Annotated in this window: 12 protein-coding genes, 1 pseudogene and 1 CRISPR repeat array (1 of these 14 only partly in view); of the genes and pseudogenes, 12 read left to right on the top strand and 1 reads right to left on the bottom strand. The window is 69.5% G+C overall.

Translation table 11 applies throughout. From position 1 onward, the window contains the following. Window positions 1-27: direct repeats of the CRISPR family, unit length 29 nt (it extends 857 nt beyond the left edge of the window). A gap of 1,799 nt (window positions 28-1,826) precedes the next feature. The 12 genes and pseudogenes from cas3 to ACZ7OO_RS40825 all read left to right on the top strand — a co-directional run bounded on the left by cas3 (window position 1,827) and on the right by ACZ7OO_RS40825 (window position 12,379). Beyond that, entirely contained in the window at window positions 1,827-4,271 is a 2,445-nt protein-coding gene (cas3, locus tag ACZ7OO_RS40880; RefSeq protein ID WP_471512478.1) for a CRISPR-associated helicase Cas3', read from the top strand. 482 nt (window positions 4,272-4,753) lie between these two features. After that, window positions 4,754-6,415: a type I-E CRISPR-associated protein Cse1/CasA gene (gene casA, locus ACZ7OO_RS40875; RefSeq protein ID WP_471512477.1), complete on the top strand. Its 1,662-nt coding sequence runs from the start codon at window positions 4,754-4,756 to the stop codon at window positions 6,413-6,415. Then, on the top strand, window positions 6,412-7,044 hold the full coding sequence (gene casB / locus ACZ7OO_RS40870; RefSeq protein WP_471512476.1) for a type I-E CRISPR-associated protein Cse2/CasB: 633 nt from the start codon (window positions 6,412-6,414) through the stop codon (window positions 7,042-7,044). Before casA ends, casB begins: the two co-directional genes overlap by 4 nt. A gap of 14 nt (window positions 7,045-7,058) precedes the next feature. After that, window positions 7,059-8,222, top strand: coding sequence for a type I-E CRISPR-associated protein Cas7/Cse4/CasC (gene cas7e / locus ACZ7OO_RS40865; protein WP_471512475.1), 1,164 nt, complete (start codon window positions 7,059-7,061; stop codon window positions 8,220-8,222). 5 nt (window positions 8,223-8,227) lie between these two features. After that, entirely contained in the window at window positions 8,228-8,962 is a 735-nt protein-coding gene (cas5e, locus tag ACZ7OO_RS40860) for a type I-E CRISPR-associated protein Cas5/CasD (protein ID WP_471512474.1), read from the top strand. A 105-nt stretch (window positions 8,963-9,067) separates the two neighbouring features. After that, window positions 9,068-9,748 carry a type I-E CRISPR-associated protein Cas6/Cse3/CasE gene (gene cas6e, locus ACZ7OO_RS40855; RefSeq protein WP_471512473.1) on the top strand — a complete coding sequence of 227 codons (681 nt, stop codon included), beginning with the start codon at window positions 9,068-9,070 and terminating at the stop codon, window positions 9,746-9,748. A 65-nt stretch (window positions 9,749-9,813) separates the two neighbouring features. Then, window positions 9,814-9,963 (top strand): annotated as a pseudogene (locus ACZ7OO_RS40850) (type I-E CRISPR-associated endonuclease Cas1e); the annotation flags it as partial. Window positions 9,964-10,190: 227 nt separating this feature from the next. Then, the gene (locus ACZ7OO_RS40845; RefSeq protein WP_471512512.1) at window positions 10,191-10,403 is read left to right on the top strand and encodes a hypothetical protein; all 213 of its coding nucleotides are present in this window, start codon (window positions 10,191-10,193) and stop codon (window positions 10,401-10,403) included. Window positions 10,404-10,425: 22 nt separating this feature from the next. Then, window positions 10,426-10,773, top strand: coding sequence for a hypothetical protein (locus ACZ7OO_RS40840; RefSeq protein WP_471512472.1), 348 nt, complete (start codon window positions 10,426-10,428; stop codon window positions 10,771-10,773). A gap of 193 nt (window positions 10,774-10,966) precedes the next feature. Next, window positions 10,967-11,212, top strand: a complete 246-nt coding sequence (locus ACZ7OO_RS40835; protein ID WP_471512471.1) for a hypothetical protein — start codon at window positions 10,967-10,969, stop codon at window positions 11,210-11,212. A gap of 5 nt (window positions 11,213-11,217) precedes the next feature. Continuing rightward, window positions 11,218-11,634, top strand: coding sequence for a hypothetical protein (locus tag ACZ7OO_RS40830; protein WP_471512470.1), 417 nt, complete (start codon window positions 11,218-11,220; stop codon window positions 11,632-11,634). A gap of 193 nt (window positions 11,635-11,827) precedes the next feature. Beyond that, window positions 11,828-12,379, top strand: coding sequence for a hypothetical protein (locus ACZ7OO_RS40825; protein ID WP_471512469.1), 552 nt, complete (start codon window positions 11,828-11,830; stop codon window positions 12,377-12,379). 506 nt (window positions 12,380-12,885) lie between these two features. Here the strand turns inward: ACZ7OO_RS40825 and ACZ7OO_RS40820 are convergent. After that, window positions 12,886-15,366 carry a helicase associated domain-containing protein gene (locus tag ACZ7OO_RS40820; protein ID WP_471512468.1) on the bottom strand — a complete coding sequence of 827 codons (2,481 nt, stop codon included), beginning with the start codon at window positions 15,364-15,366 and terminating at the stop codon, window positions 12,886-12,888. Window positions 15,367-15,846: the final 480 nt, after the last annotated feature.

The raw sequence follows: 15,846 nt of genomic DNA, 5'->3' as shown, positions 1-15,846 counted from the left end.
GGATACCTCCGCTCGCGCGGAGCCGACATCTTCGGCAGAGAACCCGTCTACATCCTCGCCGGGACACCTCCGCGCGCGGAGTCGAAGCGAGCATGCTCTACTCCTCGCCCCGAGCGACGGGACAGCCAACCCCATGTCCAGCGGGATGTACAGCAGGTCCCACGGGTGACCTCCGCGCGCGGAGTCGACGGATCGAGCCCGATATCTGCCGCGGCAGGTCCGGGGCACCTCCGCTCCCGCGGAGCCGACCTGTCGGCGAGCGCCTTCATGTCCTCCCAGACTGGGACACCTCCGCTCGCACGGAGAAAGCGAGACTTGTTACATCGTCTGGCCGTTGGGCTGGGGTACACCTCCGCTCGCGCGGAGCGGGCGGCTCCGTTTCGATCTCGCGCGTACGCCGGTACGGGCCACCTCCGCTTGCGCGGAGCCGACAGGACGATCTCCCCGGCCAGCAGGGTGTACGCCGGGACATCTCCGCTTACGCGGAGCCGACTCCGCCCGCCCGTACGTCAGGGGGTCGAGCCCCGGGGCACCTCCGCTCGCGCGGAGCCGACAGACGCCGCGCGAACGCCATTCGCCACTGAGCTGGGACACCTCCGCTTGCGCGGAGCCGACATGCGCGCCGACCGCACCCTCGGCGGCGCCGTCGGGACACCTCCGCTCGCGCGGAGCCGCCGACGATGGCGCGGTGACGCTGGATGTGATGACGGACGGGACACCTCCGCTCGCGCCGAGCCAACTGCACCTTCCACCCCCACCAGCCGGCAGCCGCCGGGACACTTCGCCTCGCGCGGAGCCAGCTCGTTGGGGATCTCGGCGTACGCGGTGAGCTTCGGGACATCTCCGCTCACGTGGAGCCGTCTTCGGCCAATTCGAAGCCGACGAGAACGGCGGCGGGATACCTCCGCTCGCGCGGAGCCGACTGCTTGCCCATACGACCCGCGGCGCCGCCGACCGGCACACCTCCGCTCGTGCGGAGCCGACCTCGGCATGCTGCTGCAGTTCCCGGCCTTCAACGGGACACCTCCGCTCGCGCAGAGCCGACCGGCCGGTGACGCGGACCTTGACCTGAGCGTGCGGGGCACCTCCGCTTGCGCGGAGCTGACTGCCCCGATGGATACGAGCGTCTGTGGGCCGACGGAACACCTCCGCTCACGGGGAGTCGTCGCCGCCTGCCGGGCCGTGATGGCGAGGAGTTCGAGACACTTTCGCTCGTGCGGCGCCGACCCGAAGCCGACATCCCGGAAGACGGGCTCCAGCGGGACACTTCCGCTCGCGCGGAGCCGACTACGGCGTCTACCCGCTCCCGTACAACAAGGACGGGACACCTCCGCCGTGCAGAGCCGACCACGTCCTCACCGGAACCGACGACGGCGCCCGCGGGACACCCCTCGCTCGCGCGAAGCCGGCCAGAAACGCGGTGGAGCTGATCGCGCCGGTGCCCGGGGCACCTCCGGTCGCGCGGAGTGGCCCTGACCTGGTACGTCGTCTGGCCGTTGGGCTGTGAGGCACCTCTGCTCGCGCGGAGTTGACGACGCGGACTGGTTGGACCCGGCCGTCGTTTAGGGGACACCTCCGTTTGTACGGAGTGGGTACGGTCGTCGGTCTTGTTGAGACCGGCGGCCTCGGGCCGTCTTCGCGTGTGGCCTGCCGGGTGCTGTGGCCGGGTTGTCTGTTCGAACTTCCCCGCTTGATCTGGGGTTTGGGATTCTTGTTGTCAAGGTGCGTGCGGTGCGGGGCTCGCTGGTGGTCATCAGGCTACTGGTGTTCGGCGGTGTGGTTCCGTGTGGTTGTGTGATCTTGAAGTTTCGTGATCGGGGTGGTTCGTGGGACAGGGGGTTGGGGTGGATGTTCGCGGGGCTTGGGGGAAGTTGGGGCGTGGTGTTGTTCCGCATCCTTTGATCTGTCATGTGCTGGATACGGCGGTGGTGGCTGAGGGGCTGGTGGGGGTGTTGGTGGGGCCGCACTGTCGTGCGGAGCTGGATGCTGGTTTCGGTCCGCTGGGGGATGCGGCGGGTTGGGTGTCGGTGCTGTGTGGTCTGCATGATCTGGGGAAGCTGTCGCCGGCGTTCCAGGGGTTGCGGCAGGACGTGGCGGTGCCGGCCCTGGGGCCGGTGGCGGGGGCTGACGTTGGGCGGTTGACCCAGTGGCGGGATCCTGGGGCGCGTACGGACTGTCATCACGGTCTGCTGACGGCGGTGCACCTGGCGCGGTTGTTGCGGTCGTGGGGTGCGGTGCCGGCCACCGCGCGGTCGGTCGCGTGGGCGTTGGGCGGCCATCACGGGATGGTTCCGTCGGCTGCGGCGGTGCAGCAGGCGCGGGAGGCGGTCGGGGACAACGGGGGGCCGCGGTGGGCAGCCGCGTGCGACGAGCTGGTCGACCGGGTCGTCTCCTTGTGGGGCCTGCCGCAGTCGGGGGAACTGCCGTGGCAGGAGGTGCAGTTGAATCCGGAGGCGGTGGTGGCGCTGGCCGGTCTGGCCTCGGTGAGTGACTGGATCGCCTCGGCACGCCCGGAGACGTCGTATGCGGGCCTGGATGTCGACCCGGCCGCCTACCTCGCGCAGGCGCGCGTGGACGAGGCGCGCAAGATCGAGAAGCTGGCGTGGCGGCCGTGGCGGCCGCCACGCAAGACGGGGTTCGCGGCTCTCTTCCCGGACGAGGCGCAGCCGCGTCCGGTGCAGGTGGCGGTCGAGGCGGCGGTGGCCGGGATGCGGGGGCCGGGGATCGTGGTGGTGGCGGCCCCGACGGGGGAGGGCAAGACGAAGGCCGCGTTGCAGGCGGTGGCGGAGATGGTGCGCCGACTGGGTCTGCAGGGCTTCTATGCGGCGATGCCGTCGCGTGTGACGAGCAATCAGGCCTTCGAGACCGTGGAGGAGCTGCTGGAGGAGGCGGACGTGCCGGTGCGGCTGCTGCACTCCGCGGCCGGCGAATACCTCAAGGGCCGTGCCGCGGCGGTGGATCCGGCCGCTGCACTGCGGCCGGTGGGTGTCGATGTGGACGGTGAGGGCGACGGGGACGGACAGGCCGCGCAGTGGTTCGCCCACAAACGAGGTCTGCTGGCGCCGGTGGGGGTGGGGACGGTCGATCAGGCGCTGATGGCGGCGCTGCGCTCCAGTCATGTCTTCGTCCGTCTGACGGGCCTGTCGGGCAAGGTCGTCGTGTTCGACGAGGTGCACGGCTATGACGTCCACATGTCGACGCTGATGGACCGGCTGCTGTGGTGGCTCGGCCGCATGCGGGTACCGGTCGTGGTGCTCTCGGCGACGTTGCCGTCCGGGCGTCAGCATGCGCTGGTGGAGAGCTGGCGGGCCGGCGCGCAGGGACGCAGACCCGGCACGTCGGCGGTCACCGCAGTGCCGGGAGGGTATCCGCGGGTGGTGTGGGCGGATGAGGGCTGCGACGCCGTGCAGGTGGTGGACGTGCCAGCCTCGGAGCTGAACAGCGACCGGGTGGTGGAGCTTTCGCGGGTCGCCTTTGCGGAGCGGGCCCGGTGGGCGCTGCGGCAGGCCGGTGAGGGGCGCTGCGTGGCCGTGGTGCAGAACCTGGTCCGGCACGCCGAGGAGGCGTATGAGCAGATCCTCCAGCTCGTTCAGGCGCTGCCGCAGGCGGAACGGCCCGAGGTGTTCTTGCTGCACGGGCAGCTGGAGGAGGCACAGCGGGCCCGCGTGGAGGCCGAGATCCTGGCGCGGTTCGGCCCCCCGCACCCCGACCGGGAACAGGTCCGGCCGCAGCGGGCGATCGTGGTGGGCACGAAGCTGCTGGAGGAGGGCCTGGACGTGGACTTCGACGTGATGATCAGCTCCCTTGCGCCCATCGACAGCCTGATCCAGCGGATGGGCCGCATCCAGCGCCACCAGCGCGACGGCGACAGACCCGGCCTGTTGCTGGCTCTGACCGGAGTTGAGGAGGAGGCGGGAAAGGTCGCCTTCCCCCGCTACACGACGAACGTTCATGCGGAGGCGGTGCTGCTGCGGACCTGGGCGGTGCTGCGTGGGCGTACGCAGGTGCGCTGTCCCGACGAGGTGCAGCACCTGGTGGACCTGGTCTACGGCCCGCAGGAGGCGGTCCTCTGCCCAAGGGGCTGGGAGCGTCAGTGGGAGCGGGCGGCAGCCCAGCTGCAGCGCAGCATCGCCGGCCGGGAGGAGAAGGCCGAGGGTGTGCGGCTGCCGCAGCCCCGGGACGATGTCCAGCTGTGGGAACTGACCGCGCGTGCGACCAGGGCGAACCGGACCCGGCAGGACAGTTACCGGCGCGACGGCGACTGGCAGTGACCTGATACCCGATGGCGAGGAGAGCGCGGCCGCCGGTGAGACCACGAGGCCGCCTCCGCGGGATGCCCGGTTCGATCGCCCCCGGCCCCGGTACCCCGTCGGCCGTTCCGTTCGCCGGCCGCGCCCCTCCCTCAAGAACTGCATCAAGAGCCGACGACCGCGACGAGACGCTGCCGGGCTCCTTGCCGCTCGGACCGCGACGAGGACGCCCCCGGCCAGGCGGTGGAAGTGCCGCGCGGGCTGCCGCTGCGGCCCACTGTCTCCCGGCAGAGGAGGGCTGCGACGCTGCCATGCCCTCAGTTGAAGGACGAGGCCACGCAGCGCGGTACCGCTCCCGGCGTATACCGCACCGGCCTCGGGCTGAGTACGGATTCAGCCGACATCGGGGGCGAGTGATCCATTCCGGGTGAACCCGCCGCGATTGTCAGTGGCGTTTGCAAGACTCGCCCCCTGCACGACAGTTGGGGGAGGAACGACACACTGTGAGCTTCAATCTGCTGACCGAGCCATGGCTGCCGGCGGTGCGCATGGACGGCGCTCGGCAAGAGATCAGTCTGGCCCAGGCGCTGCGTGAGGCAGCTTCCTACCGGCGTCTTGCGGGATCTTCACCGACCATGACCGCGGCACTGCACCGCCTGCTGCTGGCTCTCGCGCACCGGGTGTACCAGCCGCTGGACGCCGCCCGCTGGGCGCAGCTGTGGCAGGCCCAGACGAGTGGGGGACTGCCCGCGGCAGAACTGGCCGGCTATCAGGAGAAGTGGCACTCCCGCTTCGATCTGTTCGATCCGGACATGCCGTTCTTCCAGTGCCCGGCTCTGGACAACACCCCGGGCAGCACGGCGAAACTCGTGGCCGGCTGGGCCACGGGCAGCAACCGGACTCTGTTCGATCACACCACTGCTGACCAGCGTCCGGTCCTGCCGCCGGCGCAGGCGGCGCGCTGGCTGGTGACCGTGCAGGCCTACGACACCTCCGGAACGAAGCAGCCCTACCGCAAGGAACGCTCCTCAGAAGGAGGTCTGGGCAATCGCTTCGGCTGTGTACTGGTCGAGGGCGCCAGTCTGCACGAGACCCTGCTGCTGAACATGCAGCGCTACCAGCCGGACGACGAACTGCCCGCACGCACCACGGGGCGGGACCGGCCGGCGTGGGAAGCCGAGCACCCCCCCGACCCCGAGCCGGATGCGCGTACCCCGCTGGGCTGGACGGATCTGCTCACCTGGCCGTCTCGGCGCATCCTGCTGTCCACCACGACCTCCTCCGGCACCACCGAGGTCAACGGGGTCGTGCTCACTCCCGGTACGCGGCTGGAGGGTGACCTCGTCGAGTGGGAGGCCATGGCGGCCTACCGGCGGCCTTGGCTGAAAGGCGGCAAGCAGGGCGATCTGAGGGCGGTCACCCTTAACGAACTGCGCGGCGTGTGGCGCTACAGCCAGGAGCTGCTGCTGGCGTCCGACAAGCGCTGGTGGAACACCTGGCGCGCAGCCCGCTATGCCAAGGGGCCGCTGCCTGCCCAGGAGCCGGAGCGGCGGCGGCCGGCGGCACTGGACCACATCGCCGAACTCGTCGAGGACGGCCACATCCCCGAGGACACCGTCTACACCCTGCGGATCTTCGGGCAGCAGCTCGGCGACCAGGGCGGAGACACCTACGCCTGGTACGAGGAAGCCGTTCCCGCGCCGGTGGCACTCATGCGGGCCGACAGCGCCCGCATCGGCCGCATCCTGGGCTACGCGGTGTCCCTGGCCAACGACCTCGGCGAACAACTGAAGCTCATGGAACGCCAGTACGCGGCTGACTTCCACCGCCAGCTCAGCAAGGACCAGGAGAAGGAGTCCAGCGAGCTGGAGATCCTCTACTGGCCGCAGCTGGCACCGCCGTTCGCCGCCTTCCTGCGGGAACTGGGCCAGGCCCTCCTGGACGGCACAGGCGAGAGCGAACCCGCCGAACGCTGGGGCCACGCGGTCTGCGAACTCGCCGACAAAACCGCCTGGCAGTGGCTGCAAGGGGCCCCACGCCGCGACCGCTTGCTGCTGACCGCGAGCGCCCACTTCGACGACTTCCAACTTGCCCGCCACAAACTGCAGCGCATTTTCCGCGGCGGCCTCGCCCGCTACAGCGCGCCACCCCCGGAGGACGCATGACCACCCCCCGCCCCGCACCCGGCCAACCGGACAGCATCCAGCAGCGCCGCGGCGAATTCGTCACCCACCTCTACGGCCTGCACCGGTCGATGTCCTCCGACAACCAGCACGCGGCCGCAGAAGCCCGCCGCACCATGGCACGCCTGCGGCGTTGCTTCGCCGGCTCCCGCCAGGAAGCCGACGCCTACACCATCGTCTTCGACTTCGACCCGCCCGAGACGGAACAGCACATCTGGCTGCTGGTCGCAGGCCTGTTCGCCCTGCACCCCCAGCCGCATCACGGCGAACGCAGCAGACCCTCCATCGGCACCGCCATGGGCCAACTCACCCAGACCCGCGGTGACTCCGTCCAACGCCGCTTCACCCAGCTGGTCTCCGTCGAAACCGCAGCCCTGCCCCACTACCTGCGCCAGTGCGTACAGCTCCTGGCGACCGCCGACATCCCCCTCGACTACTACCGCCTCCTCAACGAACTCGTCGATCTCCTGGCCGACGACCCCTACGGGCGCTACACGGAACGCCGCCAGCGCATCCGCCTGACCTGGGCCCGCGACTACCACCGCGCCGGCCGCCCCACCCCCGCCGCCCCGGCCGACCCCGCCCCGGCCACCGCCGACACCACCGCCTGAACCGGAGACCCGCCATGCTCATCGAGCTCCACCTCCTGCAGTCCTTCCCCGTCAGCAACCTCAACCGGGACGACCTCGGCCAGCCCAAAACCGCCCGCTTCGGCGGCCACACACGCGCCCGCATCTCCAGCCAGTCCCTCAAACGCGCCGCACGCCAACTCCTCGCCCAGCACGGCCTGGACACCTCCGAGCTCGGCGTACGCACCAAGCGCCTCCGCGACGCCGCAGCCGGCATCCTCGCCGACCGCGGCCGCGACAAGGACGAAGCCCTCAGCGTCTGCCAGGCCGGCCTGGAGGAGATCGGATTCGCCGCCCACGCCGCGACCGGCCTGACCAAGTACCTCCTCTACGTCGGCCGACCCGCGCAGGAACACCTCGCCGACTACTGCGACGAACGGTGGGACGCCCTCGCCAAGACCGTGGCCGACGCGAAAACCCGCAAAGAGAAGAACGACAAGGCACCGCAGAAGAAGACCGCGAAGACGGCCACGGCAAAGCCCACCAAGCAGGCCCAGGAACAGGTCGAGCGCATCCTGGACGGCACCCGGGCCGCGGATATCGCGCTGTTCGGACGCATGATCGCCGACAACACCGACTTCAACGTCAACGCCGCCTCACAGGTCGCCCACGCCCTGTCCACCCACGCCGTCGTCAACGAATTCGACTACTACACCGCCCTTGACGACCTCAGGCCCGACGCCGAACCCGCCGCAGACATGATCGGCACCGTCGACTTCAACACCGCCTGCTTCTACCGCTACGCCAACCTCGACCTGGACCAACTCGCCACAAACCTGCCCGCCGACCCGGACCTCGCCGCCCGCGCGGCCCGTGCCTGGCTGTACTCCTTCATCCACGCCGTGCCCGGCGGCAAGCAGAACTCCATGGCCGCTCGCACCATGCCGCAAGCCCTCCTCGGCGTCGTGCGCGAAACCGGCGCCTGGAACCTGGCCAACGCCTTCCTCAGCCCCGTCACCGACGTCCCCGACCTCATGGCCGCATCCAGCCAGCGCCTCGTCGACCACTTCCAGCAGCTGCGCACCTTCTACGGCGACACCCAGCTGCGCCACACCAGCATCGCCACCATCGGCCCCGCCCTCACCGGCGTGCCCGACGAGATGAAGGCCCCCACCCTCGACGCCTTCACCTCCGGCCTGCTGACCGCGACCAAGAGCTGATCGCCATGCCCACCCTGCTGATGTGCTTCGACGCCCCCATGCAGTCCTGGGGCACCAGATCCCAGTTCAACAGCCGCGACACCGCCACCGAACCCACCAAATCCGGCGTCGTCGGCCTGCTCGCAGCCGCCCTCGGCATCCCTAGGGACGCCGACGAGGACATTCAACGCCTGGCCATGCTGCGCATGGGCGTACGCGTCGACCGGGAGGGCGTCGTCGAAAGCGACTTCCACACCGTCCAGAACGTGCCCAACACCAAAGGACAGCAGCACCGCACTGCCGTCACCAAACGCTTCTACCTGGCCGACGCCCTCTTCCTCGTCGCCCTCGAATCAGACGATGCCCCACTCCTTGACCGCCTCCAAGAGGCTATCGACCGGCCGCACTGGCCGCTCTACTTCGGCCGCAAAGCCTTCGTCCCAGCCCGGCCCCTCGCGAGCCACGGACTGCCAGGCGAGCGCCGTGCCCTCACCCAGCGACCGCTCGACGAGGCACTGGCCCTCCACCCCTGGCTGGAGAACCAACCCCACATCCGCGCCCGCCACCGCCCCGCCCCCGACGAGCCCGCCGAGACGTGGCTGCGCACCGTCATCGACGCCGAACCCTGGATCCTCGACGTCGAACTACGCCACGACCATCCACTCTCCTTCCGCCCCCAGCAACGCGCCTTCGCGACCCGAGCCGTACACACCGGCCACATCCCCCTCACGCCCGCAATGGTCAGCAATGACGCCGCCTGAGCGCCTCCGCTCCGGCTACGGGCCCGCCTATTTGCGGCGTCTCGCCGCTCCCACCCCGCCAACCTTCACACCCGAAGCCCGCCCCGCTGCGGAAGGGAGCATCCGATGACCCTGTGGCTCACCCGCCTCGCCCCCGGCCCCACCTCGCGCCTGGCCCAGCAGGAACTGAGCGACAACCACGGCACCTCCCTGCACCGCCGCGTCATGTCCCTCTTCCCCGACGGCGTAAAGGACACCGCCCGCACCCACTTCGGTGTCCTCTTCCGCATCGAGGACACCCCCTCCGGCAGCCACCTCCTCCTGCAGTCCAACCAGCCCCCCGACCCCACCGGCCTGCCCGACGGCTACGGCACCCTCACCACCCGTCCCCTCGACGGCCTCCTCACCACCCTCAAGCCCGGCCGCACCGTCCGCTTCCGGTGTACGGCCTCCCCTGTGCGCAAACCCGGAGCCACCACCCGTGCCCTCTGCAACCTCCCCGCCGTCGTCGACCTGCGCGGCGACGCCGCCGACGAATGGTGGCAACGACAGGCCCACGCCGCCGGTCTGAAACCCCTCACCCTCACCTCCCAGCCCCTCGACGCCGTCCGCGACCGCCCCGGCACCCGCCCCAACACGGCCGCCAAGCCCGGCAACACCATCCGCCACCACCGCGTGCGCTTCGACGGCACCGCCACCATCATCGACCCCGACCTTTTGCGCACAGCGATCCACAACGGCATCGGCCGCGGCAAGGCCTACGGATGCGGCCTGCTCAGCATCGCCCCCGCACCGGACCCCACATGAACGCACCAGCACAGCCCACCCAGACAGGACGAGGCCGCAGACGCCTGGCCGCCCCCACCATCGCCATGCTCCCGCGTGTCATCGACTCCCTGTCCTTCCTCTACCTCGACGTCGTACGCATCCACCAGGACGACACCGGGGTCTGCGCCGAGATCACCACCGAACGACGCGGCCGGAAAACCGTCTACCTGCCCACAGCAGCCCTCGCCTGCGTACGTCCGCTCCGCACCCGTGGAGGTGTCCCGCCGCAACGGCCCTCGGCCCGAACGCAACCGCCGTCCGCTCCGCGCCCGCGGAGGTGTCCCCGTCCTCGGCACCCCGATCCCGGAGAGCGCTGCAAGCGCTCGGACTCATTGCTGCGATCGGGATCGCGCGTGGGGGTTGAGAATGACGAAGGGTGGGGCGATGGACTGGTACGAGTTCGAGGCGGCCGGAGTAGCGCATGCCGAAATGGTTGGAGACGTACCTCGCCGGCTACTTCCTCAGTCTGGTCGTGATGGAGTGGACCTGCCTCAGCGTGATGCCGACGCCCACAGTATGGCGGTGGCTGTACGTCGCACTTGTGATGGGTCCGGTAGCGGCGTTCGGGATGAGCCTGTACCTGTCCGGGCTCTACGGCGTGATCATGTTTCTGGGGCGAAGGGGCGGACGATGACGAGCAAGCTGGAGGGGTCGAAGTGAGCGAGCCGCGGATCGACGAGTGGGTCGGACTGACGAAGTCGGCCGAGAGGTACCAGCCCTTCTGGGAGAGCGTCAGGGCGAGGGAGACGCTGGGCAACCCCGTGTCGTACGTCGTGATGACCGGCAAGTACGTCATGCAGACGTCCACGGACATCGAGCTGGCCAGGCTGTTCGCGGAGCACCAGTACTCCGACCAGGACGAGGTCGGAGAGTTCGAGTGGGTGCCGGACGAACACATGAGCCATTTGCAGCACCTCCGGTACAGGAACGTGCACACCGGGGAGTGGGAGTCGACCATCAACTCCATCTCGACGGTGCCGGCTTTTCCGGAGGTGTCCCGGTGAGCATCGACGGCGAACGCTGGAGGACAGCCTGCTGCGGCGGCCGCTGAAGGCGGAGTCGTTCCGCGAGCTGTACGGCGGGGCAGCGCGGAGCGCGGACGGTGCGCCGGTTCGGTCGATCACCGGCCGTATGACCGTGCATCCGCTGGCCTATATCGACGATTTGAAAACGGCGCGGGGAAGTTGGGAGATGGGAATGACTGACGAGTTGACGCCCGGCGAGAAGGCTATGGAGCAGATGAACGCCGCTCTCGGTGGGCGCCTGGTGGAGGAGTACCGGAGGGGTGCCGAGTGGGTGCTCGCCGAGATCAAGCACGAGGCCGGCAGGTTCCCGGACGAGGTGTTCGCTCAGGTCCTGACCGCGCTCACGAGTCAGACCGAGGCCCGTCTGGAGAAGGCGCTCCACGCGCGCGAGGCCGAGCTGGCTACGAGAGAGGACTGAACGACGTGGGGGGCGTGAACAAGGGGATGATCGCTGCGGCCGTGGCCGCGGTGTTCCTCGTCGCTGGGTGCGCCGGCGGGGGAGACGGCGGAGGGTCGTCTGCGAAGTCGACCGCGGCGAAGGCCGAGGCCAACCCGGAGGCGACTGAGTGCTTCGTCGGGGTGATCAAGGCGCTGAGGCTGATCTTCGGGAAGGTGAAGGGGGATACCCCTGCCGGAACGGCCTCGGAGGAGGAGGAGGCGTTCGCCGAGTTCGGCGTCAAGGCGCAGGGGACGCCCACGTGGGACATCTACGAGGAGTACCAGGAGATGGGCGTGCGGGAGTTGGCGCAGGGCCAGCGGGCGACGACGGTGGACGCGCTGGCTGCGTACGCGCCCTCGGTGAAGAAGGAGTGCGTGCAGGCGTACTCGGAGGGGAGCTGACGTGCAGAAGACACCTATGCGTGGGGGAGCGATGAGGGGGGCCGGGCGGGCGGCCATAGGTACCGCGGTAGTGCTGGGGGCCCTCAGCGCGTGCACGGCTGCTCCGGAGGCGTCTCACACCGTTTCCCACGCGGTCTCGCCGGCGCCAGCTCACGGGTCCAGTAAGCATCCGTCCGTCAAGGCGCACCCGGTCGTGAAGAAGAGACCCGCGCCGCGGCCTGTCACCACCAACCTGCGGTTCAGCGGGGACATCAAGGGGACAGTACGCGGAGCGCTGAAGGTCCATGCGACCAAGACCGGAGCGCACTACGACTACACCGGGGATGACGGAGTTACGCAGTGCGTGCTGCCTGCCAAGGATGGTTCCTGGGGGGCGCAGATCATAGTGCGCCTGAAGGGCATCGACTGGCAGATCTCCATGGGGAACGGTGACTCCTTCGGGGCTCCAAAGCCGGGCAAGTATACGGCGGTGTATGACAACCAGGTCGGCGACGTGAAGAACTCGCTGGGTATCGACGTGGCCTCGGACAAGGCTCCGGACGACACTGTGATCGGCAGTGGGGTCGGCGACTTCCAGTACGTCTACTACCTGCCCGATGACCGCAACAATGGCAAGGCGGAGGTCACGATTGACCCCGGCCTGACCTCCGGCACGCTGGACGCCTGGCTTGCTCCCTTCGAGCAGGAGAACTACCAGGAGAAGCCGCTGTTCCACGTGACCGGTCGCTGGTCCTGCAAGGCTTAGCCCCAACATCGCTTCCTGTTCGCTCCGCGCCCGCGGAGGTGTCCCGACGAGATCATCACGGTCGGGAACAAGGCCAAAGTCCGCTCCGCGCCCGCGGAGGTGTCCCCTGCGGCAGGGCGACGTTCGGAACGAGCGCGATGTCCGCTCTGCGCTCGCGGAGGTGTCCCTCGCCACGCCCCGGGGCCGGCTCAACGGAATCCGTCCGTTCCGCGCTTGTGGAGGTGTCCCGCTGAACGCCGCGCGGGTCGTGGCGCCGAACGTGGTTGGGTCTGCTTCGTGCTCGCGTGCCTGAGGGAATGCCTGGGCGTCCCGCCGTGTTGGAGGAGGTGTGGTTGTGGAGGGGACAGTGTCCCCGGGCCTCACCTATTGCCCATGGGGACGATCGTTCGGCTGAAGCCTCATGGAGCCTTTCGCCGCGTAGGCGACCGCCCTTCACGACCACGTACACGTCGGTGGCCCGTCCCGGATCTCACGGGGTGGGCCACCGTCACGTCCGGGCGTACCGGCTACCAGCGCATGCCGAGAGCATCGAGGTCTGCGCGGCGTTGGGGGCTGAGTTTGGCGGCCCTCTGGCGGACGTTGTCGAGCCAGGCCCCGAGCTTGTGTTCCGTGCCGTCCACGATCTCTACCGTCTTGCGGGGCACGGCGAGGTGACCTTCACGGGCGTGGTACTGGCGGGCAGCGGCGAGGTTGGCGTTCCATCGGGCGTCCTGCGTGCGGGGCGCGCCCGCCAGCTGCTCACCGTCGGCCAGGGGCTCGATCCCGATCGTCTCCAGGAGGTACTGCTGTGCGGGCATGAGCTTGTCCCATCCGGCCTGCTGCCCAGCCAGCCACATCCCAAGGTCCTCGCCCTGGACGATGAGCTCGCCTGGGCCCGCCGGGAGGGTGCCGCCGGCCTGGCGGTGGGCGAGGGTGAGCCTGTAGGCCCGCTGCCATCCGATCTCCCATGCTGGGCACCACCCGGGATCGACCTCTGCGAGGGCCTCCAGACGGCTTGCTGACAGCTCCCCGGTGTACGGGACGCCCGTTTCCCCGCTCTCGCGCCGTGCGGCGTTCTCAGCGGTCTTCCGGGCCGCTGCGCGCTGGTTCTTGGCCCATACCCCGAGGGGGAAGTCGTCCCAGACGACGGAGGTGGCGGGCAGGAAGTGCCCGTGCACCTCGGCGTACGCGCGGGCCACGGCGAGGCCGGCCTCCCACGCGGTCGCCTGCACGGACCACACCATGCCCAGCGCCTCCAACTCCTTCACGCGGGAGGCCTCCAGGGTCCCGGCCGCGTAGTAGCGCCTCTGGTCGGCCACCCAGGTCCCGAGCGGGTGCCCGCCGATCGCCGGCCAGTCCTCCGGCGTGACGTACGTGTACGGCACCCGCAGCTCGGTGCTGCCGGTCTCGCGCCGCCACCGGGTGGCCGCCTCGATCCCGCGCCGCCAGTACGCCGCCTCGGGGTCGATGACCCGCAGCCGGACGAACTGGGTGAGCGCGGCCGGGTCGCGTTCCTCGCTGAACCTGAGCACCCCGGCCGCCGCCGCACCCACCCGGACGACATCCTGCTCCCGGTCGCCGTCCTCGCCGTCGTGGTCCTGGTCGACGTCGTCCTCGCCCGTCACCGAACGGGCGTTGCGCACCCGGGGGTCGGCGAGCGCTTCGATCGTCTCCGTGTCGTGCGCGCGCAGCGCCCCGAGGATCTTCGCGAGGGTCCCGTACGCATCCGAGGTGAGCAGTTCGTTCGCGTCCTCGTCTTCTCCGAGGAATACCGGAACGATCAGCGTGGCCAGTTTCCCGACCCCGGGACGCATCCGCAGAGCACGCCCGACCATCTGGACGATATCCACCATCGACCCACGTGCATCCGCGAACAGGACCGCGTCACACTCGGCGGTATCGACACCTTCCCCCAGAACACGGACCGACGAAAGCACCCGCAGTTCCGCGCGCACATTCCACCCTTTAGATTCCGGTGCTCCGAGGAAATCAGAGGCGAATTCACTCAGAACCTGCTGACGGTATGCGGGGGCATGTTCGCCGTACAGCCACTGCGCCCACACCCGCTCGGCCGGCGGGAAGGTGTCGGGGTCGTCCTCGGCGAGCCGGCCTGCCGTCACCGGCACAGCCGCCGCCATCGCCTCCGCCTCCCCGACCCTGCTGTGAAAGCTGAGCACGCGCCGGAACCGCTCCTCAACAGCCGCGCGCATGAGCCCGGTCTGCACCGCCGCGAGCCGGGTCCCGCGGACTGCGTCGGAGCCGGTCGCCTCGGTCCTCATCGCCGCGTACAGAGCGGGATCACGAATGTCCAGACACAGCACCTGATACGGCGCCACCAGCCCCATCCGAATCGCCTCGGACAGCTTCAGCTTGTACGCCACCGGACCGAAAACCTCGGAGTCCTCATCCATGGACGCCACCAACCGCGGCCGCTCCCCCTCCCACACCCTCGCCGTGGCAGTCATGTACAGCCGCCGCACGGCCGGGACTTGAGCCTGGTCATGCACGGCAGCCCACGGCTTGCCCGCATCTCCGCTGGTCCGGTGCGCCTCATCCACCACCACCAGGTCCCACACCGGCAAGCCCGAGGCGTGTGCGCGTTGGAGGGTGCCCATGCCGACCGAGGCGTACGTCGCGAACACGGTGACCGCCTCGGGGCCGGCGGTCCACGCGATCAGTTCGTCCGGGTCGGTCGTGCAGGGCACGCCCTGGCTGTCCGCGCCCCGCAAAGAGCACACCCCTACCATCGCCCCGTGGCGGCCGCCCTGGCGCCAGGCGGCGGCCATCTGCAGCAGCAGGTCCAACGTCGGCACCAAAACCAGCACTCGGCGAGCCGAAAGACGATTCGCCGACTCCACCCCGATCAGCGTCTTACCGGACCCGGTAGCGGCGATCACCTGAGTCCGCAGCCCTCCGGGAGGGATTCCCTTTCCAGGCTGTTCTGAGAGATTTCGCAGCACCGAATCAACTGCCTCAACCTGATGCGGACGAAGACTCACGCGCGTCATTCCAGACCCATTTCCCGCGCCATTTCTCGGCGCGCCCGAGGTGATTTTGAGTTCGAGGGGAACCTAGCCCTTCAAACGGGGGAGGTACCCAACCATCGTCCCAGAATCTATCCAGGCGTCTTAAGTGACGCACACTGGTGTTTGGGCATGATGGAAAATGGTTGATCCTGAGTTGTGGCGCACGGTCAGGCCGGGAGTCGGGCCCCGGTGTGACTCGATGCCGCCGGGAGGGTTCCACCCTTGACGCTCCATTAGTCACGCCCGACCTGACGCCCCGCCACCCGGCCCCTCTTGCTGCGGCTTTCACCGTACCGGGGCGCGGAGCGCCCCGGTACGGTAGGGACCCGGCGGAGCCGGGTCCCACTGCCGGGCCACGGAGTGGACCGGCAGTCCCGGAACGGAGTTCCGGGTATTCGGCGCGGAGCGCGGATAGGTGCCGCGTAGCGGCACCGCGTCGTGTCTGCGGAGCAGACCGCGCGC

Source organism: Streptomyces sp. NPDC111744 (assembly GCF_055634995.1).
This window is presented reverse-complemented; position numbering and strand designations above follow the sequence as displayed.